General features: G+C 57.4%; 22 protein-coding genes. 11 read left to right on the forward strand and 11 right to left on the reverse strand.

Going from position 1 to position 24,618, the window contains the following annotated elements; genetic code table 11:
• Positions 1–57: 57 nt before the first annotated feature.
• From ABC336_RS01710 to leuC, 5 genes are all read right to left on the reverse strand, one after another.
• Positions 58–2,766 (reverse strand): S-layer homology domain-containing protein, encoded by a 2,709-nt coding sequence (locus ABC336_RS01710; protein WP_413237015.1) that lies wholly within the window; start codon positions 2,764–2,766, stop codon positions 58–60.
• Positions 2,767–2,880: 114 nt separating this feature from the next.
• On the reverse strand, positions 2,881–3,513 hold the full coding sequence (locus tag ABC336_RS01715) for a GerMN domain-containing protein (protein ID WP_413237016.1): 633 nt from the start codon (positions 3,511–3,513) through the stop codon (positions 2,881–2,883).
• A gap of 20 nt (positions 3,514–3,533) precedes the next feature.
• Positions 3,534–4,940: an N-acetylmuramoyl-L-alanine amidase family protein gene (locus ABC336_RS01720; protein WP_413237017.1), complete on the reverse strand. Its 1,407-nt coding sequence runs from the start codon at positions 4,938–4,940 to the stop codon at positions 3,534–3,536.
• 186 nt (positions 4,941–5,126) lie between these two features.
• Entirely contained in the window at positions 5,127–5,720 is a 594-nt protein-coding gene (gene leuD / locus ABC336_RS01725) for a 3-isopropylmalate dehydratase small subunit (RefSeq protein WP_413237018.1), read from the reverse strand.
• Positions 5,721–5,751: 31 nt separating this feature from the next.
• Positions 5,752–7,176, reverse strand: a complete 1,425-nt coding sequence (gene leuC / locus ABC336_RS01730) for a 3-isopropylmalate dehydratase large subunit (protein WP_413237019.1) — start codon at positions 7,174–7,176, stop codon at positions 5,752–5,754.
• Positions 7,177–7,340: 164 nt separating this feature from the next.
• Here leuC and ABC336_RS01735 point away from each other — a divergent pair, with 164 nt between their 5' ends.
• Positions 7,341–8,246, forward strand: coding sequence for a LysR family transcriptional regulator (locus ABC336_RS01735; protein ID WP_413237020.1), 906 nt, complete (start codon positions 7,341–7,343; stop codon positions 8,244–8,246).
• Here ABC336_RS01735 and ABC336_RS01740 read toward each other — a convergent pair.
• Positions 8,237–9,040 carry a carbon-nitrogen family hydrolase gene (locus tag ABC336_RS01740; RefSeq protein ID WP_413237021.1) on the reverse strand — a complete coding sequence of 268 codons (804 nt, stop codon included), beginning with the start codon at positions 9,038–9,040 and terminating at the stop codon, positions 8,237–8,239. The genes ABC336_RS01735 and ABC336_RS01740 overlap by 10 nt on opposite strands.
• 156 nt (positions 9,041–9,196) lie before the next feature.
• Here ABC336_RS01740 and ABC336_RS01745 point away from each other — a divergent pair, with 156 nt between their 5' ends.
• The 9 genes from ABC336_RS01745 (at position 9,197) to ABC336_RS01785 (ending at position 18,161) form a co-directional block, all read left to right on the forward strand.
• Complete coding sequence (locus ABC336_RS01745) at positions 9,197–9,628, forward strand: hypothetical protein (protein WP_413237022.1); 432 nt, start codon at positions 9,197–9,199, stop codon at positions 9,626–9,628.
• A 170-nt stretch (positions 9,629–9,798) separates the two neighbouring features.
• Positions 9,799–10,992, forward strand: a complete 1,194-nt coding sequence (locus ABC336_RS01750) for a pyridoxal phosphate-dependent aminotransferase (protein WP_413237023.1) — start codon at positions 9,799–9,801, stop codon at positions 10,990–10,992.
• 307 nt (positions 10,993–11,299) lie between these two features.
• Positions 11,300–12,400, forward strand: a complete 1,101-nt coding sequence (gene proB, locus ABC336_RS01755; protein WP_413242412.1) for a glutamate 5-kinase — start codon at positions 11,300–11,302, stop codon at positions 12,398–12,400.
• A 38-nt stretch (positions 12,401–12,438) separates the two neighbouring features.
• Positions 12,439–13,689, forward strand: coding sequence for a glutamate-5-semialdehyde dehydrogenase (locus ABC336_RS01760; RefSeq protein WP_413237024.1), 1,251 nt, complete (start codon positions 12,439–12,441; stop codon positions 13,687–13,689).
• A gap of 24 nt (positions 13,690–13,713) precedes the next feature.
• Positions 13,714–14,589, forward strand: coding sequence for a pyrroline-5-carboxylate reductase (gene proC, locus ABC336_RS01765; RefSeq protein ID WP_413237025.1), 876 nt, complete (start codon positions 13,714–13,716; stop codon positions 14,587–14,589).
• Positions 14,586–15,818: a 2,3-diketo-5-methylthiopentyl-1-phosphate enolase gene (locus ABC336_RS01770; RefSeq protein WP_413237026.1), complete on the forward strand. Its 1,233-nt coding sequence runs from the start codon at positions 14,586–14,588 to the stop codon at positions 15,816–15,818. The genes proC and ABC336_RS01770 overlap by 4 nt, the downstream gene beginning before the upstream one ends.
• The gene (locus tag ABC336_RS01775; protein ID WP_413237027.1) at positions 15,815–16,486 is read left to right on the forward strand and encodes a 2-hydroxy-3-keto-5-methylthiopentenyl-1-phosphate phosphatase; all 672 of its coding nucleotides are present in this window, start codon (positions 15,815–15,817) and stop codon (positions 16,484–16,486) included. Before ABC336_RS01770 ends, ABC336_RS01775 begins: the two co-directional genes overlap by 4 nt.
• Positions 16,483–17,136 carry a methylthioribulose 1-phosphate dehydratase gene (mtnB, locus tag ABC336_RS01780; RefSeq protein ID WP_413237028.1) on the forward strand — a complete coding sequence of 218 codons (654 nt, stop codon included), beginning with the start codon at positions 16,483–16,485 and terminating at the stop codon, positions 17,134–17,136. Before ABC336_RS01775 ends, mtnB begins: the two co-directional genes overlap by 4 nt.
• Positions 17,137–17,141: 5 nt before the next feature.
• Positions 17,142–18,161, forward strand: a complete 1,020-nt coding sequence (locus ABC336_RS01785) for a MerR family transcriptional regulator (RefSeq protein WP_413237029.1) — start codon at positions 17,142–17,144, stop codon at positions 18,159–18,161.
• Between the two features lie 26 nt (positions 18,162–18,187).
• Here the strand turns inward: ABC336_RS01785 and ABC336_RS01790 are convergent, their stop codons facing one another.
• On the reverse strand, positions 18,188–19,051 hold the full coding sequence (locus tag ABC336_RS01790) for a LysR family transcriptional regulator (protein ID WP_413237030.1): 864 nt from the start codon (positions 19,049–19,051) through the stop codon (positions 18,188–18,190).
• 141 nt (positions 19,052–19,192) lie between these two features.
• Here ABC336_RS01790 and ABC336_RS01795 point away from each other — a divergent pair, with 141 nt between their 5' ends.
• Complete coding sequence (locus ABC336_RS01795) at positions 19,193–20,224, forward strand: zinc-binding dehydrogenase (protein ID WP_413237031.1); 1,032 nt, start codon at positions 19,193–19,195, stop codon at positions 20,222–20,224.
• Between the two features lie 113 nt (positions 20,225–20,337).
• Here the strand turns inward: ABC336_RS01795 and ABC336_RS01800 are convergent, their stop codons facing one another.
• The 4 genes from ABC336_RS01800 to ABC336_RS01815 form a co-directional block, all read right to left on the reverse strand.
• Positions 20,338–21,009, reverse strand: coding sequence for a DnaD domain protein (locus ABC336_RS01800; protein WP_413242413.1), 672 nt, complete (start codon positions 21,007–21,009; stop codon positions 20,338–20,340).
• 87 nt (positions 21,010–21,096) lie between these two features.
• Entirely contained in the window at positions 21,097–22,392 is a 1,296-nt protein-coding gene (asnS, locus tag ABC336_RS01805) for an asparagine--tRNA ligase (protein ID WP_413237032.1), read from the reverse strand.
• Between the two features lie 42 nt (positions 22,393–22,434).
• Positions 22,435–23,640 (reverse strand): acetate kinase, encoded by a 1,206-nt coding sequence (locus ABC336_RS01810; protein WP_413237033.1) that lies wholly within the window; start codon positions 23,638–23,640, stop codon positions 22,435–22,437.
• Positions 23,637–24,551, reverse strand: a complete 915-nt coding sequence (locus ABC336_RS01815) for a 3-hydroxyacyl-CoA dehydrogenase family protein (protein ID WP_487247456.1) — start codon at positions 24,549–24,551, stop codon at positions 23,637–23,639. Before ABC336_RS01815 ends, ABC336_RS01810 begins: the two co-directional genes overlap by 4 nt.
• Positions 24,552–24,618 lie beyond the last annotated feature (67 nt).

The following is a 24,618-nucleotide window of genomic DNA, read 5'->3' on the forward strand; positions in this document are numbered from 1 at the left end:
GTCGATTCGCAGACGGTCACCGGGTTTCAACCATAACTTAGTATCCTATGAATCCAATTACTTGATCACTTCCACCAGCTTGCCGCCTACTACATAAAGAGTAAGACGATCGCCGTTCTTGAGCGCATCGACGCTGCTTAGGGCACCGTCAACATATACCTTGGTCTCCGGCGAAAGCTTGAAGCGGTAGTTGTTGTCGTTCACGCCGTTGCGCAGCACGTGCAGCTCCCCGGCTGCCGTGTCCTGTCGCCAGAACGTGCGGGTGACTCCGCTGTTGACCGCAACGACCGGCTGATCAAGCGTATCCTTGCGGATCTCCACATGATCGCCTACGGCAAGAGCTGCCGTGGAGGTACTCACCGCACCATTCTTCTCGATGCGGAACGAACTGCCCAGTTGGACGTCGGTGCTGCTTCCGTTATACTCGGTAATCGTAATCCGGTCGGATCCGATAGACGCCAGCTTGCCCGACTTGACATCGACGACTTTGAGGGCGGCCGGCTGTTTGCCGATGAACGTAACATTCACAAGCTGACCCGGCGTCAGATTGGCCAGTGTAATCGGCTGGTTGGCGGCGGAGTGGAACTGCCAGTTCGACGTGACGAACCAGTCTGTTACCGTACCGTCGTCGGCACGCAGTCTTACTTTCTTGCCGTTGTTGTCCACAGAGACAATCTCCTGCTGAGCTACAGTATGCACTTGCAGCGCTACGACACGATCCTGGTTGGCGCCCAGGATGGCTGTTACATTGTCGCCAATCTTCAGGTCAGCGATCGTCGCCGTAGTCCGCCCGTACAAGTCGACTGCCATATGTTGATAGTCCACCGTGATCGAGGTGCCGTTCTGCAGGGCCAGCGTGATTGTGTTGGCCGACTGGTTGAGCGCGGTCAGCCTGCCGGTATAGTTCAGCACCAGCTCAATGGAAACAGCAGTGCGATCCGTATAACCGATCGAGATCTTCTTGTCTCTCGTCAGCAGATCTTCTGCCGCCTGCTGCGGGTAGACGGTGCCGTTATACGTAATGCGGGTTCTTGGCGTAATCGTAATGGCCTCGGCTCGTCCTCTGCCGTCAAGGACCGTGAGTACTTTGCGTTCCTTGTCATATGAGATGATCTGGGCGCCGTTCAAGTATTCCACTTGACGGTTGGCCACTTTGATAGCTGTAATCATTCTTTGTTCATTCACCGTCAGTTCCAGTTGATCTCCCTGAACCAGATCGGAGGTGGTCGGATTGTTCAATCCTTCGATGACAACCTGGACGTTGGATGCAAGGAAATGGGCTTTGGGTTCGCCGCCGCTAATATAGTTGATCATCCGGCCGTCTTCGCTAACGTTGTAAAATTCTCCAGTTTCCGTGTAGCCGGCGGTCTGCGACATCCGGATAGCGGTAATCTGGCTATTGCTTACTTCGTAAGTGATGCTGCTGCCGGCTGTCACGTCGCTCAGCTGTTTGACTTGATTGTTCAGCGTAACCAGAACATTGGAAGAGAATTCCCAATTCTCCGACTCACCGGTTTCGCTGTTCAATACGGTGATTGAGCTGCTGCTCACCGCCTGCACCGTGCCTGCTCCGCTCTTGTTGACCGGTGCATCCTGCACCGTCAGTGATAGGGCAAGCGGCTGGCTGCGGAAGGTGTCCTGTTGCACTTCAACCGTACTGCCCGCGACCAGATCAGCGATGGTTAGGCTCTGTCCAGACCGACTCCTGATGATGAGCGAGCTGTCATAATTCACTTCGATAGGATTCGTACCCATCCACAGCCAGACCTTGTTCTCGGCCGGCACGACGCGGGCGATCTCGCCCTCAAGCGTCTCGACCTGAGCATCGTCGCTGGCGCCTTCGATGAAACGCGCTTTGCCGCCTTCGGCGAGGACGAGCGCTTCCGCATACAACGTCAGTTTGTCCGCTGCAGATTGCGTTTCGGAGTCGAAACGATAGAAGATCGAACGCTCATCCAGCTCAAAGGTACGCGATGTCTGCGTTTCGACATCAAAAAGCGTAATCGCGGTATCGGTCAGCCTGCTGATCAGCCCTTGTGCCTGAGCGGGATAGTCCACGGCAAACTGGCCTTGGGCGCGGCTGAGCAAGGTCGCCAGCATGGCCCGGGTGACCGTCGTTTTGGGCTCGAACTTGTCTTCGCTCACACCGTTCATCAGCTTCAGCTCAACGGCGGCGTTTACAAAGCCCCGATACTCTGCATCGATCTGGTTGCGGTCATTGAAGCTGGATGGCCGGTTAGCCAATTCCTCTGCAAGTTCCGTCTCCGCAATGGTCCGGATCATCAGACGCGTGACCCACTCGCGGCTTGCTTTGCGGGAGCCCCATCCTTCCGGCAGCTCTTCGGCCAACTCGAATTCCTGGTCGCGATCAAGCAGACCATTCTGCATAGCATAGATTACATAGGGCTTGGCATAATCTTTCACTCCGAAATCTTCCGGGAAGACAACATTCTGTTCCAAATCGATCTCGTCCTCTCGGCCGAGAAACCGGACTGCCATGATTACTGCATCTTCATGCGATACGCCATCATTGGTGCCATATCTGCCATCTGCTCCATAACCCTGGACGATGCCCTGAAGCGACAGCTTGGCGATATGCTTCTCGGCCCAATGACCGGCAACGACATCTACGTAAGGAGTTGCCTTAACCGGAGCAACGGTCTCTTCTGCGTAGGCGGACGGAACCACGGTAACAGCAGACCCCGCGGTCATTGAAAAGACAAGCGCTAAAGCGATCTTCTTCTGCCATGACGACTTTCGAGTCATTTACAAAAACGCCTCCATTCGGACTTTATGCGCTGTGAAAAAATCACAGCGCATAGTCGACAAAAAATATGAATTGACAATAAATAAAGGTTCAAAAAGGTCGGTGATCAGACCCTATTTAACGAAAGGATGTTCTAGCGTCACATGCCCCATCAGCGACTCGACTTGCTCGCCGTCGACGAGCAGCTGCAAGGTATCGAATGCTTCAAATTGGAACACCGTGCTCGTAATGCTCTCAACTGCAAAAGCCTCTCCGCCCGAACCCATTCTGGCTTCGCCCGGTACGCTCAGATCGAGAACAACATTGCCGTCGGCAACAGAAACGTCTTTGAATTGGATTTCTTTCCAAAGCGATATCGTGCCCTCGTCCCCATCCTGCTGCAGCCTGTCCAGTGCCGCCTCGAGCATCTCTTGCTCGTCTGTGAACGTAATGACCTCTTCGGCTTCGACAAGCTCCATCAGTTGATCATCGGTGCGGTATACTTTGATGAGACGCTCCTCGGACACAGCATCCACTTCCTCTTCGCCCGAGGCGGGCGGCTCCGTCGTCTCGCCGCTGTTCTCCGGCTGCGTCTCTTCTGGCTGCTCCTCTATGTCATTCTCCTCGGGAGTCGCTTCATTGTCAATAGGGGTGTTCTCCACACCCGGAGCTGCCGGTGTTTCCGAGAGCTGCTCTTCTCTTGCTCCGCAACCTGACAGTACCAGGACGGCTGCCGTTACGATCAGCAATTTTTTGACTCCACGCATTGGGTATCCCTCCGATTCTGCTAAGACAATTTCAAATAGGATTTGATTCCTGCTACCATCTCTTGGGCGATCCGGTCCCGCACTTCATTCTTGGCGAGAACGCTGTCGTCATGCCGGTTGGAGAGATATCCCGCCTCGATCAGGATCGCCGGCATCGTCGTCTGACGGATGACGGCAAAGTTGGCCTGTCTGACCTTACGGTCGGGCAGCCCCGTAGCCTTCACCAGATGCTTATGCATCACATCGGCGAACGCCCGGCTGCTTTGGCGGTTGTAATACGTCTCCGTACCTGTAACTTCAGGCCTGAAGCTGTTGGCATGAATGGACAGGAATAAGTCCGCTTTCAGGTCATTGGCAAATTTTGCCCGGTCAGCCAGCTCGACGAACGTGTCGTCGCTTCTGGTCATGTACGGCTGGATCCGGGGCTCTTTATCGAGCAGCGCCTTGATCTTCAAAGCGACCGACAGGTTAAACTCCTTCTCCTGCCGTTTTGTAATGCTGATCGCTCCGGGATCCCTGCCCCCATGTCCGGCATCGATCACCACTTTGTAGATCTTGTTGCCTTCGCTGTCCGTACCGGGAGACGGTACGGCGCCTGGCTCGGGATACTTGACATCGATATTCAGCATCCCGTCGCTTTGGGATAACTCATATGAGGTAGGAACGGCGAGATCGAATACGATGCGGAGCGGCTTATCCGCGTGCGCAGAATAGCGGATGCCGCTGAGCGCAGGATGGCCGTCCACCTCAAAGCTGGCTTCCCCTGACGGTGTACCCGGCTCGAACCTCGACCCAAACGATGTGTTCGGCAGATCCAGCACCAGCCTGTCCGGCCCGGTCAACACCATCATCGCATTCGGCGCGATCACGCCATCGTATGAGATTGAGAATCGGCTGACGCCATCATAAGAGATCGCCTGGATGTATCCGCTGTCCGGCGGCAGATCCGGGCTAGGGCCAGCTCCCGGGGGAACTCCGGGGTTGCCTGGCAGAGAAGGCTGCTTATCATTCATGTGTACAGACTTGGCGACGTTATCCCATTGCACATCCAGTCCGAACTGCGAGCCGACGAATCGCAGCGGCAGCATGGTGCGTCCCTTCTCGATGAGGGGAGGCGCATCCAGCCTCACTTGCTGACCGTTCACCAGAGCGGTCGCCTTGCCCACGGTCAGCACCATCTCGGTCTGCCCGCTATGTATGCTTGCCGACTTGGTGTTCTGATCCCAGCCTACCTGGTAGCCCATCCCGCTAGCAATGACTGCGATCGGCACCATGGTGTTATTGTTTACCAGGCGGGGCTCGACGTCTGAAGCCAGGGTATTTCCGTTCAGATAAAGCTTGGGTACGGCAGCGGCTTGTCCAGTATGAGTCGTCAGGACCAGCATGACCGACAGCATCAACAGCATGGATACTAACTTTTTCATCATTCACCTCGAAGACTGATTAGTTGGCTGATGACATCCGAACCGTCGCATCCGAATAACGCCAGACGAACATTAGACGCAGGCCGACATAAAAAGTTGCGTTTCGAGGAAAATTTTAAGAGCAAAACATGAAAAGCCCGAACGCCTCGCGGTGCTGCGATTCATCCGGGCAAGCCAGGTCGTGCAGCGTTAAAACGCCACACGGCTGGCTTCATAAGCTGTAATCTTGTCTTCATGCTGCAGCGTCAGACCGATATCGTCCAGACCTTGCAGCAGAAACTGACGCCGGTGCTCGTCAAGATCGAAGGCAATCTCAAGACCGTGCGCATCCGAGAGCTTCTTGTTCTCGAGATCGACAGTCAGCTCGTAGCCTTCATGTGTCGCTGTGCGCTGGAACAGCTCTTCGACCTGCTCCTCGGAGAGCTTGATCGGCAGGATGCCGTTCTTGAAGCAGTTGTTGTAGAAAATATCGGCATAAGACGGCGCGATGATCACCTTGAAGCCGTAATCCAGGATCGCCCATGGCGCATGCTCGCGCGAGGAGCCGCAGCCAAAGTTGGCGCGGGAGATCAGAATCGACGAGCCTTGATAACGCTCCTGGTTCGGAGCGAAATTTTTGTTCACCTCGCCGTTTTCGTGAAAACGCCATTCGTAGAACAAGAACTGGCCGAAGCCGCTGCGCTCAATGCGCTTCAAAAATTGTTTGGGGATAATGGCATCGGTATCCACGTTGACCCGGTCAACCGGTGCAACGATACCCGTCAGTTTGCTGAATGCTTCCATTATAGATATATGCTCCTCTCAGTCAGTGATATCAGTTGACAACGGCCGTCTTGAATTCCCAGTCGCGGACATCGGTGAAACGTCCTTTGACAGCTGCCGCAGCGGCCATCGCAGGCGAGACCAGATGCGTGCGTCCGCCACGGCCCTGACGGCCTTCAAAGTTGCGGTTGGAGGTCGAAGCGCAGCGTTGACCCGGCTCCAGAACATCCGGATTCATCGCCAGACACATCGAGCAGCCGGCGTCGCGCCATTCGAATCCCGCTTCCACGAAGATCTTGTCCAGCCCTTCCTTCTCGGCCTGGATCTTGACGCGCCCCGAACCCGGGACGACGATCGCAGTCACGCGATCACTGACTTTGTGGCCTTGAGCCACCTCTGCAGCTGCGCGCAAGTCTTCGATCCGTCCGTTCGTGCACGAGCCGATAAATACATAATCGATGTCAATCTCCGTCATCGGCGTGCCAGGCGTAAGACCCATGTATTCCAAGGCCTTCTCGGCTGCTTTGCGCTCGTTCTCGGTCGGCAGCTCGGCCGGTACCGGTACTGTCGCAGTAATGTCGGTTCCCATGCCCGGGCTAGTGCCCCAGGTTACTTGCGGGATCAGGCTGTCTACGTCGAATTCGAGGACAGTATCGTACTCGGCGCCTTCATCTGTAGTCAATTGACTCCACACGGCTACCGCTTCTTCGAATTTCTCGCCTTGCGGTGCATACTCGCGTCCGCGGAGGTAATCAAAGGTCGTCTGGTCGGGAGCGATCAGACCGGCACGGGCGCCCGCTTCGATCGACATGTTGCAGACGGTCATCCGCTCTTCCATCGACAGGCTGCGGATCGCTTCGCCTGTGTACTCCAGCACGTAGCCGGTTGCGAAATCGGTGCCGTACTGGGCGATCACGCCGAGGATCAAGTCTTTGGCGGTAACGCCTGGCTTGCGCTTGCCGTTAAAACGGATTTCCATCGTCTTGGCTTTGGACTGCTGCAGACACTGGGTCGCCAGCACATGCTCCACCTCGCTGGTGCCGATCCCAAATGCCAGAGCGCCGAATGCGCCATGCGTCGAAGTATGGCTGTCGCCGCAGACGATCGTTTTGCCGGGATGGGTCAGCCCCAGCTCCGGTCCCATGACGTGAACGACGCCCTGGTCGATGCTGTTCAGGTCGTACAAGGTGACGCCAAAGTCTTCGCAGTTCTGCGTCAGCGTGTCGATCTGCTGCTTGGAGATCGGGTCTGTAATGTTGAAGCGGTCCTTAGTCGGTACGTTGTGGTCCATCGTGGCGAAGGTCAGGTCAGGACGTCGCACCTGGCGTCCGGAGAGCCGCAGGCCCTCGAAGGCCTGGGGAGATGTCACCTCATGAACCAGATGCAGGTCGATGTAGATGACGCTCGGTTTGCCTTCTTCCTGGTGGATGACATGATTGTCCCAGATTTTTTCGAACATTGTTTTTTTCTTCGACATTTCTTTCACCTCATGTATTGGTAGGTTATGAATTGAATCATTCCAATCTAATAATCGTATCATACCATGTCTTTCTTCATTGATCCAAGATATAATATCTATAACGATGATAGGTGCAGCCTATAGACCTAGAGATCCCTGCGATAATAAAGGAGATGAATCATATGGAGCTCAGACAATTGCAGTATGTGGTGCAGATCGCCGCCGACAAGAACTTCTCCCGGGCTGCCGAGAAGCTACATATCGCCCAGCCCTCGCTGAGCCAGCAGCTGGCGAAGCTGGAAAAGGAGCTTGGCCAGCAGCTGTTCCGCCGTACAACCAACTCGGTAGAACTGACGCATGCCGGCGACGTGTTCGTCGCCAAGGCCAGCGTCATCCTCGATGCGGTGGAGCAGTTGAAGCAGGAGATGGACGACCTCGGCCAGATGCGCCGCGGCCGGCTGGTCGTCGGCAGTCTGCCGATCACCGGCTCGCACATCCTGCCCATCGTCCTCCCGTTGTTCCAGGAACGATATCCCGAGATCGAGATCGTCCTCCTCGAGGACACTACGACCCGTCTGGAGCAGCTGACATCGAGCGGGCAGACCGATCTCAGCTTGCTGGCGCTGCCGCTTCTTGATTCCTCTCTGACCTGGGAACCGCTGATCGAAGAAGAGATCAAATTGGCGGTGCCGCCCCAGCACCGGCTGGCTGCAAGCGGCCGGCTGGAAGCCGATATCGCTGCGCTTGCCGATGAGCCCTTCATCATGCTGAAACGCGGGCAGGGGTTCCGTCAGATTGCCATTAACCTGTGCGCGCAAGCCGGTTTTGTACCGCGCACCGTATTTGAGAGTGCCAATATTGAAACTGTGCAGTCGCTCGTCGCTGCCGGGATGGGGATTGCTTTTGTGCCGATGATGGTCACACGGGCTGCCCGCAGCACGCTGGCGCCGGTCTATCTGTCCCTGAGCGCCCCCCGGCCCTCTCGCACGCTGGTAGTGGCGAGCCGCCGCGGGCGGTATCTGTCGAAAGCGGCGGAAGCCTTCATCGAGACGATGAAGGCTGCGATGGCGGAACATGATCAACCTTGATAGAGAGAGGGCCGCCGGTCTTCAAAAACAGGGATGCGGGTCCGAACCTCATCCACTAGCGCCAAGTCGATCGTCACGCACAGGATGGTCTCTTCCTCCCCCGCCTCTGCGACGACGTCTCCCCACGGATCGATCACCATCGAGTGACCGAAGAAGGACGTGCTGCCGCTGCTGCCTGTCCGATTGCAGGCAACCACATACATCTGATTCTCGATCGCCCGGGCAGTCAGCAGCGTCCGCCAGTGGTGAAGCCGCGGGTTGGGCCACTCGGCAGGCACGAAGAGCAGCTTCGCACCGCCAAGCGCCAGCCTTCTGGCGAGTTCGGGGAAGCGGATGTCATAGCAGATCATCGTCGCCGCCGGCGAGCCGTCGATTTCAAGTAACCCTGGAGCGCTGCCCGCTTGCAGATGCTTCTCCTCATCCATTAGCCGGAACAGATGGATTTTGGAATATTGCGCATGTGCTTTGCCTTCGCGGTCAAAAGCATATGTTGTATTGTACACGCCCTCCGCTCGCCGCTCGGCAACCGATCCTGCCAATACATGGATGCCATGGCGACGGCTGAACTCACCGATCAAGGCTTTGGTGCGGCTGCCGTTCTCGTCGGCCAGCGTTTCGATTTCTTCCAGGGCATATCCCGTGTTCCACATCTCCGGAGCGATGATAAGGTCCGGCTTCGGGCTCAGCCCTGCCGCCTGCTCCAGCAGCTCCGCCAGACGGGCAAAATTCACATCCGGCGAACCGGCTTCAATATCCATTTGCAATATCGCAAGTTTCAGCTTTGTCTCTGTCATTGCCGAGCCTCCTGTCGAACACTTATCCAATCTTACATTACCGGCCGCAGCCGCCTGCTCTAATCATAACGTGTCATGGAATGCTGTCAAGTTGGGAATATTAGTACAGCCTGCACCCCACAGTTATGTGGACTTCTGGCTTAAGGAGGTCATGATATGCTCAAACGCTCGTTAAGAATCGCCCTGCTGGCTGTACTGACCGTGCTGCTGCTGCTTCCCTCCGCTGCCCTGGCGGCTCCCGGACCGGTCCAGGTGTTCGATGTCGTCGCAGGCAAGGTGGTCAAAACCGTCGACAACACAGCCGAATACCAGCAATATGCCAAGGATTGGCTGAATGCCGTTACCGGCCTGTCTCCCCAGCTCAAGCCCAATGAAAAATGCGGCTATGTCTACCGCATCCCGCTTGACCAGCAGGCTGTCGTCAAGGCAGGCAAGCTGAGTTTGCAGACGGATGATGTGTTCCTTTTCTATTGCCCGGACAAGCCTGCCGTGCTGCTGGTCTTCGATGCGCAAAAGAAGCCCTACCTGCTGTCTTTAAAAGCGAATTTGCAGCCGTTCCTCCAAAAAATAGGTTCGCCTGACGCCTAAAGCCCAGGCCCTCTTCACAAGCAGCCACAGGCATCGCTCGCACCGTGCGGCGGTGCCTGTTGTCTGTTAACGAGCCTCCGCTCACTCCGCCACTCGACACCTCCCCGCGAATCTGCTACATTAGGGTTACGATTCAGGTCTATGTCCGACCAAATGGAGTGGATTACTTAATGAGTTCTGTACATGTCAAACGAACGTTCGAACCGGCCAAGCGCATGCAGGGACTGCCGGAGCAATTTTTTGCCCGGCTGGTCGGCAAAGCGGCCGCCCAAGCTGCCAAAGGGCGCGATATTATCAATCTCGGCCAGGGCAACCCCGATCAGCCGACGCCGGAGCATATCGTAGCCTCGCTGCAGGAAGCAGCAGCCAATCCTTTGTATCATCGGTATCCGCCTTTTGGCGGTTATCCCGTCCTCAAGCAAGCGGTCGCCCAGCGCTATAAGGAAGATTACGATGTCGACCTCGATCCGGACAAGGAAGTCGCCGTCCTCTTCGGGGGCAAGACCGGTCTGATCGAGATCAGCCAATGTCTGCTGGACCCCGGCGATGTCGCTCTCGTGCCCGACCCCGGTTATCCCGACTACTGGTCGGGCATCGCGCTCGCAGGCGGACGGATGTCGCTGATGCCGCTGACCGCGGATCACGGCTTCCTGCCGGACTATACAGCTATTGATCCGGCTGATGCCGACCGTGCCAAGCTGATGTTTATCAACTATCCCAACAACCCGACCGGCGCGGTGGCCGGTTCGGACTTCTACCGGGATACTGTCGCCTTCGCCGAGCGTCACGGCGTTGCCGTGGTCAGCGACTTCGCCTACGGCGGCATCGGCTTTGGCGGCGAGCGCCCCGTCAGCTTCCTCCAGACGCCGGGAGCCAAGGATGTCGGATTCGAGATCTATACCTTATCCAAGAGCTACAATATGGCCGGCTGGCGGGTCGGCTTTGCTGTCGGCAACGCCGAGTTGATCGGTCTGATCAATCTGATCCAGGATCATTACTATTGCAGTCTGTTCGGCGGCATCCAGCAGGCTGCTGCGACCGCCCTTACCGGTCCGCAGCAATGCGTCCGCGATCTTAATGCGACCTACGAGTCCCGCATGCATGCCTTGTTTGCCGCCCTGGAGCGGATCGGCTGGCAGGCTGAACGTCCCGGCGGCTCCTTCTTCTGCTGGCTGCCGGTGCCTGCGGGGGCGCGTTCGGTCGATTTTGCGGACCGGCTCCTCGTAGAGGCCGATGTCGTGGTGGCTCCCGGCGCAGGCTTCGGCACGTATGGCGAAGGGTATGTAAGACTCGGGCTGCTGGCGGACGAAGCCCGCCTCGAAGAGGCCGTCCATCGGATCGGACGATTGAATTTGTTCACATAACATGATATGCTGGAAGCAATCGAAGATCCAAACGTGATGACGGGAACCGCACGCCCTTGATGAATCGTGTCCAGAGAGTAAATTTCCAGGCTGCAAGAATTTACCGCGATAACGGTGTGTCCCCACCCCCGAACGGGCGGCGATGAGCCGCACAGTACCTGCTGTTATCAGGTCCTAAGCAGGATAAGAAGGCGATCATACCTTTTTGTCAATGAAGGTGGTACCGCGGAAGCCCAGACTTTCGTCCTTTTGGACGGGAGTCTTTTGTATTTTTTAGACCTTGATGCATAGAGGGAAAGGGATGTTTATGGGAGATCGGATCATTATCAAAATCGGCAGCAGCTCCTTGACTTCGGAAGACACAGGCGGTCTTATCCGCGAGCGAATCGACTTCTTTGCCAGTGAACTAGCCGATCTGCACCGGCAGGGCAAGCAAGTCCTGCTGGTCACCTCCGGCGCCGTCGCCGCCGGGTTCCGTCAGATCGGCTACGCTGCCAGACCCAAGCTGGTCCATGAGAAGCAAGCCGCAGCGGCAGTTGGCCAGGCGCTCCTGATGCAGGCATATCATCATGCGTTTGCCCGCAGCGGGATCAGCGTGGCGCAGGTGCTGCTGACCCGATCGGACTTCTCCAACCGGCGGCGCATCCATAACGCCCAGCGGACGATCGATGAACTGCTGAAGCAGCGGGTCGTGCCGATCATCAACGAGAACGACACTGTCGCCACCGACGAACTGAAGTTTGGCGACAATGACAAGCTCTCAGCGCTCGTCGCCAATCTCGTCAAGGCGAGCCAGTTGCTCATGCTGACCGATACCGACGGTTTGTATACCGAGGATCCGCGGAAGAATCCGGAGGCCAAGCGGCTCGTGCGCGTCGAAGAGATCTCCGCCGAGATCGAGCAGATCGCCGGCGGCTCGGGGTCGGCTGTCGGCACAGGCGGGATGCGTTCCAAGATCGAAGCGGCGCGCATCGCCATGCGCGGCGGCATCCCCGCCTTCATCGGCAAGCTCGCCGAGCCCGGCGATCTCTTGGAGTCGCTGGAGGGGCGCGGTCACGGCACCTATTTTGACACCAAGCTCCATACGCTGCCGATGAAGAAGCAGTGGGTCGGCTTCCACTCCCAGCCTCATGGCAGCATCACTGTCGATGAAGGCGCCGAGACGGCCCTGCTGACTGGCGGCAGAAGCCTGCTGCCGGCAGGCATCCGGGGCAGCGAGGGCGATTACCACCCCGGGGATGTCGTAGAGGTCCGCAATCTCAGACAGGAAACGATCGGCCGCGGCGTCGTCAACTATGCCGCCTGGCAGGTGCAAGCCGCTGCGGGGTTAAGCTCCGACGAGGTGCGGCAGCGGCTGGACGTCGTCCGGATCGAAGTGATCCACCGCGATGAATGGGTAGCCATGTAACCATTGCAGCAGCTTATATTCCAAGGAGGTACGATACTATGAGTGAAGTACGCGAAAAAGCCCGGAGGGCGGGTCTGACGACAGCAGCCATGAACCGGCTGACGACCAAGCAAAAAAATGAGGCGCTTCTGGCAATGGCCGATGCGCTCGTAAATGAACAAGATTCGATCATCCAGGCCAACGCCGAGGATCTGCAGCGCGGCCGGGATCACGGGACCAGCTCCTCCCTGCTGGACAGACTGGCCCTTAATGAAGAGCGGATCGGCGGTATCGCCGCAGGGCTGCGGCAGATCGCTGCGCTCCCTGACCCCGTCGGCGAGCAGCTCTCCGAGCTGACGCCTCCCAATGGACTGCACATCCGGCAGATCAGGGTGCCGCTGGGCGTCATCGGCATGATCTATGAAGCCCGGCCTAATGTCACCGTCGATGCGGCCGGTCTCTGTCTGAAGACGGGCAATGCTGTCGTGCTGCGTGGCGGCTCCGCCGCCCTCTCCTCGAACCGCCGGATCGTCGAAGTGCTGCACGAAGCGCTGGCGGACACTGCGATGCCGCCGGATGCGCTGCAGCTGATCGAGGACGCCGACCGCTCCTCCGTAGACGAGATGTTGAAGCTGAAGGACGGACTCGATGTCGTCATTCCCCGCGGCGGCGCTTCCCTGATCCGCAATGTGGTAGAGAATGCCACGGTCCCCGTTATCGAGACCGGCGCCGGCATCTGCCATGTCTTCGTCGATGCCAGCGCCGAGCAGGCGATGGCATCGGATATTGCCTTCAATGCCAAGGTTCAGCGCCCCTCCGTATGCAACGCCATAGAGACGCTGCTTGTGCATGCCGACTTTGCCTCCGCCAGCCTGGCGCCCATCGCCCAGCGGCTTCAAGAAGCCGGCGTCGAGCTCCGCGGCTGTGAGCGGACGCGCTCGCTGCTCGGCGGGGATATCAAGGCGGCTACCGACGAAGATTATGCGACGGAATACAATGATTACATTTTGAATGTCCGGATCGTAGACAGTCTGGATGAAGCGCTGGAGCATATTGCCGCCTTTGGCACCCAGCATTCCGAGTGCATCGTCACGCAGGATGAAGAGCACGCCCAGCGCTTCCTGCAGGAGGTCGACAGCGCAGCTGTGTATCACAACGCCTCTACCCGCTTTACGGACGGCTTTGAATTCGGCTTCGGCGCCGAGATCGGCATCAGTACGCAAAAGCTCCATGCCCGCGGTCCGATGGGGCTGCCTGCGCTCACGTCAACCAAGTACCAGATCGTCGGCAGCGGACAGATCCGCGGCTGAGCACATACTTTAGGAGGATGCAGCATGACTCATAACGAATCGCCTGCGACCGGGATTCCCGAGCGCAGGATTGCCTTTTACGGCGCAGGGTCGATGGCCGAAGCGATCGCCAGAGGGCTGCTTGACCGGCGCCTTGCATCAGCCGACCGGCTGTTCATGATCAACCGGAGCAATGAAGAGCGGCTGCACGAGCTGCGTGAGCGCTACGGCGTCGTGACGCCGTCCGCCGATAACGAGAAGCGCGAGGCGCTACGGCAGGCAGATATCATCTTCCTGGCTGTCAAGCCCAAAGATGCGCAGGATGCGATCCTGAGCCTGCGCGACGTGGTAAGCAGCGGACAGATGATCGTCTCCGTCATCGCCGGTCTGTCGATCCGTACGATCGAGCAGCTGCTGGATAAGCCGGTTTCGATCGTCCGGACGATGCCGAACACGTCCAGTACGATTGGCCTCGGCGCTACAGGGATTAGCTTCTCGGAGTCAGTCACCCAGGCTGAACAGGACGCCGCCATCGAGATGTTCCGCTGCCTCGGCGTATCGATTGTCGTCGAGGAACCGCTCCTTGACACTGTCACAGGGTTATCCGGTTCCGGGCCGGCTTATATCTACTATATGATGGAAGCGATGATCCAGGCTGGCACCGCCCTCGGTCTGGAAGAGGCAGATGCGCGCAAGCTGACGGTACAGACCGTGCTGGGCGCCGCCCGGATGGTCGAGATCACCGGCGAAGAACCGGCCGACTTGCGCCGCAAAGTGACATCGCCAGGCGGTACGACGCAAGCCGCGATCGAAACGCTCGAACAGCACGGCTTTGCTGAATCCGTAACGAAAGCTGTCTCCCGTTCGGCTCAAAGAGCCGGTGAGCTGGGAGCCATGATCGAAAGGAGTACGATTCAATGAAACCTGATAAAGGCATGTGTATAGCCGTATACCGCACCTATGACGACAAAGCGGATTTCCACAAGAAAGCCCAATCGATCGCTGTAGGTCTCACGGTGGGCAGCTGGACCGATCTGCCGGAAGCCAAAAAAGCGGCGATGGAAAAGCATCTCGGCCAAGTGGTACGGGTCGATATCCATGAGCCGGAGGACGGCGCGCCGGGGGCAAGGTACGCCGACCTGTATATCGCGTATCCGGAAGTCAATTTCAGTCAGGATATCCCTGCACTGCTCGTGACCGTGTTCGGCAAGCTGTCGATGGACGGCCGCATCAAGCTGATCGACCTGCATCTGTCCGAATCGTTCCTCTCGGTCTTCCCGGGACCCAAATACGGCATCCGCGGCATTCGTGAACAGCTCGGTGTCCATGACCGCCCGCTGCTGATGAGTATCTTCAAGTCGGTGATCGGTCACGATCTGCAAGGGCTGGAAGAGCAGTTCTTCCAACAGGCGCTGGGCGGTGTCGATCTGATCAAGGATGACGAGATTCTGTTCGAGAATCCGCTCACGCCGCTCGAGCGCCGGGTCGAGGTATGCATCGCGGCAGCCCGCCGCGCGGAGCAGGAGACCGGGCAGAAGCTGCTCTATGCGGTCAATCTGACAGGGCCGACGTCCCGGCTGGCCGAACAGGCCAAAAAAGCCGTCGACGCCGGTGCCAACGCCCTGCTCTTCAACGTGCTTGCCTACGGATACGACGTCCTGCACGAGCTCAGTAAGGATCCGGCTATCTCTGTACCAATCGCCGCTCATCCGGCCATGGCCGGCGCGCTCTATCCGTCCCCGCATTACGGCATCGCGGCCCCCCTGCTGCTAGGCAAACTAATGCGGATCGCAGGTGCCGATCTGTCGCTCTTCCCTTCGCCGTACGGCTCGGTTGTCATGCCGAAGGAAGAAAATCTTGCGGTGCGTGACGCTCTGCTCTCGGACGAGCTCTCCGTACCGGCGAGTATGCCGGTGCCATCGGCGGGCATCCATCCCGGCCTGGTGCCGCTCATCCTTAGAGACTTCGGCCATGAGGTTGTCGTCAATGCCGGCGGCGGCATCCACGGTCATCCGATGGGCACAGCAGCCGGCGGCCGGGCCTTCCGGCAGGCGATCGATGCGGCTGCCTCCGGCCGCAAGCTGAGCGAAGCGGCTGCGGAGCATGAAGAGCTGCGGACGGCGCTGGAGCTGTGGGGGAATAAGGAATGAGCGAGCGCCAGCGCGTAATCTTCTGCGATTTTGACGGGACGATCACCAAGAACGACAACATCATTGCCATCATCCGTCACTTCAATCCACCGGGCTGGGAGACGATCGTAGACGATATCATCCGCCAGCGGATGTCGATCCGGGAAGGCGTCGGCAAGCTCTTCTCCCTCCTCCCTGCCTCCCGTCAACAGGAGGTCGTGGACTATGCCATCTCCAATGCGGAGATTCGCGAAGGGTTCGCAGAGCTGCTGGCTTACTGCAGGGAGCAGCAGATCCCTTTCTATGTAACCAGCGGCGGCATCGACTTCTTCGTCTATCCGATCCTGTCCCGGTTCGATATCCCGGTCGATCACATCTACTGCAACGGCAGCAGCTTTGAAGGCGAGGCCATCGAGATAACATGGCCTCATCCCTGCGACGATGATTGCGACCGGGCGTGCGGCATGTGCAAGACGACGATTATGCGCCGCTTTCCGCCAGAACAGTACGAGCGCATCCTGATCGGCGACAGCGTCACGGACTTTGAAGGCGCCAAGCTGGCCGATCTCGTCTTCTCCCGTTCCCACCTGTCCGAGAAATGCCGGGAGCTCGGCCTGCCGTTCGTACCCTACGAGACGTTCCATGAAGTTACGGATACTTTGAAGAAAGAAAGGACGAGCCACTCATGACATTTTCAGCGATTGCATCAGAGGACAAGCAGCGAGCCCTCTCGGAGCTTGCAGATGCCAAGCAGCTGTTTGCCGACCGCGGCTGGTTTGCCGGTACGAGCGGCAACCTGTCGATGCGCGTAGGCGACTTCGAGCCCGAACAGTTTCATTTTGCGATCACTGCCAGCGGCAAGGACAAGTCTCAGCGGACGCCCGAGGACTTCCTGTTCGTCGATCAGCACGGCAAGCCTGCCGAGCATACGCGTCTGAAGCCTTCGGCGGAGACGTTGATTCATTGCGAGATCTACCGCCTGACCGGTGCAGGCGCGATCTACCATGTTCATACCGTGTTCAACAATCTCGTCTCGGAATGGTTCTGGGAACGCGGAGCAGTGCCGATCGAAGGCGTAGAGCTCATCAAGGCTTTCAACATCTGGGACGAAGAAGCGGTAATCGACGTGCCGATTGTGCCCAACTATGCGGATATTCCACGCATTGTACCCGAAGTCACGCGTGTCATGAATAAGCAAATTCCCGGTATTCTGCTGCGCAAGCACGGGATCTACGCTTGGGGCGCCAACGGCTTTGAAGCGAAGCGTCATCTGGAAGCATTCGAATACTTGTTTGAGTATGCCTATCGGTACGAGCTGCTGAAGGCGACCCGGAGATAAGCAGGATGCGTATCCAGGAGGTAGCCGACCGGCTCGGCACGACGGCCCGTGCGATCCGCTTGTACGAGCAGCGGGGACTGCTGCAGCCGGTCAAGGATGCCGGTAGCGGGTATCGCCGATTTACAGAGCCGGATATGCACCGACTGCAGACGATTGTGGCGCTGCGTGAGCTCGGCCTGTCGCTTGACGCGATCGCCGGGCTTTTCGCCGTCGGGGGACAGCCCGGCGAATGGGCTGAGCTGCTGCAAGCGGCCAGAGCTTCGCTCTACAGACAGCATCTTGCAGCAGCTCAAGGGCTGCAGGCGCTGGATCAAGTGATTGCAGCTTTGGAGAGGGCCGGTGAAGTCCCCCTCCAGGAGATGCAGGACGCCGCGCGCCATCTGCGGGTGAGCCGGATGCTTCGGGAGTCCTGGCAGGACCGGTGGGACTATGATCGTCTGGCCCGCCGCATGGATGAAGGCAAAGCGAGCATGCCGCTTGCTTTTACAGCCGGACTATCAGACGCATTGTATGAACACACGCTGGAGACCATCGCTGCCGTGGTCGCGCCTATGCCCGGCGAGCAAGGTCTCGATCTCGGTACCGGCGTGGGCAATCTCGCGTGGCGGCTCGCAGCCAGCGGAGCGGAGGTGATAGGGGTGGAGCAGTCGATCGGGATGCTGAAGATGTGTCGCCAGCGTCACCCACAGCTTTCCGTTCGCCAGGGCAATCTCCTCTCGCTTCCCTTTGCCGACCAAACCGCTGATTTCATCACTTGCAGCTTTGCCATGCACCATCTGACCACTGAGCAACAACAGTTGGCGCTGCAAGAGGTCGGCCGGGTACTAAAGCCGCAGGGCCGTCTTTGTCTTGCCGGCCTGGCTCTTACCGACGAACACAAATCTTATAACGGTGACCAGTCGCCACCCTGGTATCCGTTGTCAGAGCCGCATTTCATGGCTTGGTGCACGGCCCGCAGCTTTAGTTTTGACAAGCATTTGCTGGATCAGAGCGTCCTTGTCCTTGGGGCCAATCTCATGTCCTGACGATGAATCAATCCACGTAATCCAGGTCAGATGTCATGCATCCGATTCATTAACGAGATCAGCATACGTAACGCTCCCGTCGAGCACTCGCTTCGTGAATATACAAATCCAACCTCCAGTGAGCGATACCGATCAGGAAGAGAAATAAGCGATAGCTCGCCTCGTTCTTCGAGCTTACTAACTGAGGAACGAGGCAATAATGAAACCCCTAGTCCTGCCGATACCCCATTCCTAATCGTGTCTAGTGTTCCGTAATCCACAACAACCGGGTTATCGATGCCGTTCTCTAGCATAAGGGCATTCACAGATGCTTGATGCGCGCATCCCACCTCAAAAAACAGCATGGGTCGCTGCAATGACTCCATCAGATCGCCCGCCCCTCTCTCCGCGGCCAATACCAGTTCGTCGTCATACAACCTGATATACTCCACCTCTGATTGCTCCACGGGTCCGTAAACCAAAGCCCCCTGCAGTTCCTGACATAGGACCTTTTGGATTAACGCATGATTAGCGCCTGTCACGAGTGAATGCTGCACGTCTGGATAGTGGATACGGAGTTGAGCCAGCAACGGCGTTAACAAACCGGACGCACTTGTTTCAATAGAACCAAGCCGCAGAACCTCGTACGTTTCCTGTTTACCCCTGGTTGCCAGTTCGGCTTCGTGCAACAACAACAATATCTGATCCGCATATCCGAGCAAGCTCTCCCCTGCAGATGTTATCGACATGCCGCGGCTGGAACGTTCAAACAAGCAAACCTGCAGTTCTTCTTCCAGCTGTCTGATTCGAGCAGACACATTGGACTGCACATAATTCAGCTTTAAGGCTGCCTTGCTGATACTTCCTTCCTGGGCAACAGCCTGAAATATTTTCAGAGTTCCCGCATCCACGCTTTCACCTGCTTCCTCATTATTCCCATCAAAAATTATGAAGGCTGCTTTCGTTTTTGTTCATTTTACGAAATATGCCGCTCGCGTTACAATTAGCCTCAGCATCAAACACGATAACTCATCCAACAGGAGGATTACCATTTGAAAGCTATTTTACATGAAAGATATAGCGGTTTGAAAGGCCTTCGATATGCTGATGTATCGGTCAGTAATCACCCCAAACCTGGAGAAGTGCAGGTCCGTCTCAAAGCAGCCGGAATCAATCATCGTGACCTGTTTGTCATGGCCGCTCGTACTGCGAGTAATAAACCACTTATCCTAGGCTCGGACGGCGCAGGCATCGTCGCAAAAATCGGGAAAGGCGTATCTCGTCTGCAAGTCGGGGATGAAGTCATCCTCCATCCGACACTTGGCTGGAATACAGCTGCTGATGTCCCCTTGATCCCACAGATTGTCGGAGGACCGGGTGAAGGCACGCTTGCCGAATATATTACCTTACCTGCCGATAATGTACTCCCCAAGCCCTCCCACCTGTCGTGGGAAGAAGCCGGAGTGTTGTCTCTGTCCGCTCTCACCGCATACCGTGCGCTCTTTACACGCGGACAGCTACGACAAGGAGAGCATGTACTCATCCCGGGCATCGGAGGCGGAGTCGCAACCTTCGCCCTGCTATTTGCAAAAAGCGCAGGGGCAACGGTAAGTGTCACTTCCCGCAGTGAAGCGAAACGGGCTGCGGCTGCTCGCTTAGGAGCAGGGCATGCACTGGACAGTCACGGGAATTGGAGCGAGGCGTTAAGCCCGCAATCGGTCGATCTTATTATGGATAGCATTGGCCAGGACATGTTTGCAAAGTATTTCGACGTCTTGCGTCCAGGCGGACGCGTTGTCATGTATGGTGCAAGTTCAGGCGATGATCTGCAGGTGCCGATTCGTTCGATCTTTTTTCCACAAATCAGCCTGCTAGGAACCTCGATGGGGAGTCGCGAGGAGTTTGTGCAGATGCTCGAGTGGATCCAGCGCCATCAGATCAGACCTGTCGTGGACTCCATCTATCAGCTCCACGACGTATCCCGTGCCTTCGAGCGAATGTCTCAAGGCCTGCAGTTCGGCAATATTGCTATCAGGATCGAACAAGGTGAAACGGCTATCGCCGTCCTCTGGCGGCGTCGCTAGTTTCATTCCGGAGAAATATAAGCCAAGTAGATGTGTAAAACATATACTTTCTTATATTTTGAAAAAAAAGGAGCTGTCGTCGGCCGTCGACAGCTCCTTTTTTGCGAACAGTTTTATTGCCCCCCGCCCCGAAAACGACGCGTATGCTCTCTCGCTTCATCCGGATTCGTCACCCGGTTGCGGCTCCACTCGATCAAGATGCGGTCTATGTATCTGAGATGCAGCTTGCCTGCGAACACAGCTTCCTTCAGGGCGAATCGGATCAACTCATCCGGATACCGGTCCTGATCCAGCCAGCTGCTGATCGTCTCGCATTCCATCGGCGAGAGCGGCCTTCCGAACTCCCGCTCAAACAGGCTGAACAAATTGGGCGACTGAGCATCCTGTTCGGCAGGCTTCCTTATCCTCCCGAGCAGATCTGTCCCTTCCGCAGCAGCGGCAGCCTCGCCCGATACAGGCTGCGCCAGGATCGCTGCCGCCAGCCTTAGCCAGCCCAGCCAGTTGTAGCGCTCGTATTGGATACCGCTCGCTTCCTCGATCCGTTCGTCGATGGTCAGGAAACCGCCCTTCATCAACCGCTGCAGCAGCTGACCGATCACTTGCGGCGTCACGCCCATCCGCGCGGCCAGCTGTTCGGGTGTCGGGAAATCGTTGCCCTCCGCTTGCCGGAAAGTCATCAACTGCAGCATCAGCATCGCCTCGGTATCCGAGAGCCCGGTCTCGCGATAGGTCTTCATCAGCATGCCAGGAACAAAGACGCCACCCTCGGACAGCGCCTCGATCATTCCTGACACTCTGCTTTCCTGCCTTTCATTCAACGTCGTGTCCCCCCATATTCTCTTAGTTGTCATATAATGCATGCCATCTCGCTGCTAGGGGTACAACCGATACAGCATCCGCGGGAACGGGATCGTCTCCCGCACATGGTCCAAACCGCAGATCCAGGCTACCGTACGTTCGAGTCCGAGCCCAAAGCCGGAGTGCGGCACCGTCCCGTATTTACGCAGGTCAAGATACCATTGGTAGGCATCGGCAGACAGCTCATGCTCCGCGAAGCGCTCGGCGAGCAGCTCTGGATCATCGATCCGCTGCGAACCGCCGATGATCTCGCCGTAACCTTCCGGAGCAATCATGTCGGCACACAGCACGACCTCCGGTCTAGCGGGATCAGGCTTCATATAGAACGCTTTGATAGCCGTCGGGTAATTTGTGATGAACAGCGGCCGGTCATAGGCGGCGGCTAGCGCCGTCTCGTGAGGCGCCCCGAAATCTTCGCCCCAGGCGATCTCATGTCCATCCTGCTGCAGTCTGGCTACGGCTTCGTCGTAGGTGATCCGCGGGAACGGACCCCTCACCGCTTCCAGCTTGGCCGTATCGCGCTCCAGCGTCTTCAGCTCCGCCGGGCACTTCTCCAACACTTTAGCGACGACGTAGGAGACGAACTGCTCCTGTACGCGCAGGCTTTGCTCGTGATCGACAAACGCCATCTCCGGCTCGATCATCCAAAATTCGATCAGATGACGCCGCGTCTTGGATTTCTCCGCCCGGAAGGTAGGGCCGAATGAATAGACCTTGCCCAGCGCCATCGCCGCAGCCTCCATATAGAGCTGTCCGCTCTGGGTCAGATAAGCGTCTTCGTCAAAGTACTTGGTATGGAACAGATTGGTCGTGCCTTCGCAGGACGACGGTGTCAGCAGCGGCGGATCGACCAGTGTGAAGCCGCGCTCGTCGAAAAACTGCTGGATGCTCCGGATAATCTCCGCCCGGATGATCAGCACGGCCCGCTGCTTCGGCGTACGCAGCCACAGGTGGCGCCGGTCCATCAGGAAGTCTACGCCATGCTCCTTGGGCGTGATCGGATAGTCCTGCGTCAGCTGGATGATCTCGATCCCGGTGACGGTCAATTCGTAGCCGGACGGGCTGCGCGGTTCTTCTCTTACCGTACCGGTAACATAGAGCGAGCTCTCCTGGGTCAGCTTCTGCGCCGATTCCCAGGTCTCGGCGGACGTCTCCTGTTTGACCAGTACGCCCTGGATATACCCTGTGCCGTCCCGCAGCTGCAGGAACTGGATCTTGCCGCTCGAGCGCTTGCCGTGCAGCCAGCAGCCGATGCGGACCTGCTTGCCCGCCGCTTCCGCTACAGATGCAATGACCGTCATCTCTTCCATTTGTTCGGCCTCCCCTTTATTGAACAACCTCTTGATCTTGTCTTACCTCTGTTCCTTCACAAGCGCAAACGTATCGCGGGCGATCAAGAGCTCCTCGTTGGTCGGTACCACCAGTACGGTAATCCGCGACGACGCCGTCGAGATCCGCCGCGTCTGACGGGAACGCACCTGGTTGAGCTCTTCATCCAGCTCCAGACCGAGAAAGGTCAAGCCGGCGCAGGCGGCAGCCCGGACATGCGTCGAATTCTCTCCTACCCCTGCAGTGAACACGAGCACATCAAGTCCGTTCATGGCCGCCGCGTAGGCGCCGATATATTTGCGCAAGCGGTAGGTGTACATGTCAAAGGCGAGCTTGGCGTTTTTGTCGCCCTCCTCCATCGCCTCGACGATCTCGCGCATATCGCTGCTGATGCCAGATACGGCCATCAATCCCGAGTGCTTGTTCAGCATCGAGTTGACCTCGCTCAGCAACAGCTCCTCCTTGTTCATGGTGAACGGCACGATCGCCGGATCGAGATCGCCGCTGCGCGTGCCCATCATGAGTCCTTCCAACGGCGTCAGCCCCATGCTCGTATCAAACGACTTGCCGTCCATGATCGCGGTGCAACTGGCGCCATTGCCGATGTGGCAGGTGATCATCTTGAGCGACTCCAGCGGCTCTTCCAGGAACGCTGCGGCCTGATCGCTCACATAATGATGCGATGTGCCGTGGAAGCCGTACCGGCGAATCTTGTGACGGCGATAGAGCACCGTAGGGATCGGGTACAGATAGGATTCCTTGGGCATCGTCTGGTGAAAAGCGGTGTCAAAGACAACCGCTTGCGGCACGCCCGGCAGATTGGATTCGACCGCTGTAATGCCCATCATATGAGCCGGGTTGTGGAGCGGCGCCAGGTCGAACAATCGGCGGATCTCCTGCTTGACTTCATCCGTGACTAATACCGACTGCTTGAACACTTCTCCGCCATGAACCACACGGTGGCCGACCGCTTCGATCTCCTCAATCCGCTTCAGCACGCCATGTTCGTCGTGCAGCAGCATATCAATGACCCGCTTGACGGCCGTCACATGGTCGAGGATCTCGCTCACATCGCGCGTCTCGTCCTTGCCCGGCACTTCATGCGTGACGATCGAGGAATCCATACCGATGCGCTCGACGCTGCCGCTCGCCAGGACGGATTCGTTCTCCATATTGTAGAGCTGATATTTGAGCGAGGAACTCCCCGCATTGATGACCAATACTTTCATATCCGTTCTCCATCCTCGTTATAGTTAAAGAAACCGATGCCGGTCTTGACGCCCAGTTGACCTGCGCGCACCATCTTCTTCAGGACGATCGACGGCCGGTATTTGAGCTCGCCGTAATCCCGGAACATGATCTCCAGCGCGGCAAGTACCGAATCGAGTCCGAACCGGTCGGCCATCTCGAAAGGGCCGTGCTGGAAGGAATAACCGATCCGCATCGCGCTGTCGATATCCTCTGCCGTAGCGACGCCTTCCTCGAGCACATGCAGCGCCTCGTTGATATGCAGACAGATGAGCCTGGTCGTGACGAAGCCCGGCGATTCGAACACCATGATGCCCTTCTTGTCGATCGTCTCTTCGATGAAGTGCTTGGTCTGGAGGAATGTCTCCTCCGAAGTCTTGAGCCCCCGCACAATCTCTACCAGATCGATCTTGAACACCGGATGGATAAAATGCATCCCGATCACCCGCTCCGGATGAGCCGAGGCACTGGCCAGCTCAGTCAAACTGAGTGTGGAAGTATTGCTCGCCAGGATGACGGACGGCGGACAATGCTTGTCGATCTCCGCGATGATCTGCAGCTTGGTATCGAGATCCTCGGTAATCGTCTCAATGACCAGCTCGCAATCGGCCAGTTCGGCGAAACTATCTATCGGATGAATGCGGTTCATGACGAGTTTTTTCTCGGTTTGCGTGAGCGCCCATTTCTCGATCTGTTTATCCAGGCTATGCTCGATCATGCGCACCGCTTGGGTTAATTTCTCTTTTGTCTTCTCGATGGCCAGGACTTCGAGCCCTTTGAACGCCAGCATCTCTGCGATGCCTTGGCCCATCGTGCCCATCCCGACGACGCCTACCTTACGTACCTTCATACGCTCTCCACCCATTTCTCTATAGTTGCTGTATGGTTGCATCTGTCGGCAGCTTATTGCCGCTATCTCCTATTCTACACATCCACCACTGCCGGGCGCAAGCAAATGG

It is taken from the genome of Paenibacillus jepli (assembly GCF_047238105.1).
Lineage (GTDB): Bacteria > Bacillota > Bacilli > Paenibacillales > Paenibacillaceae > Paenibacillus_D.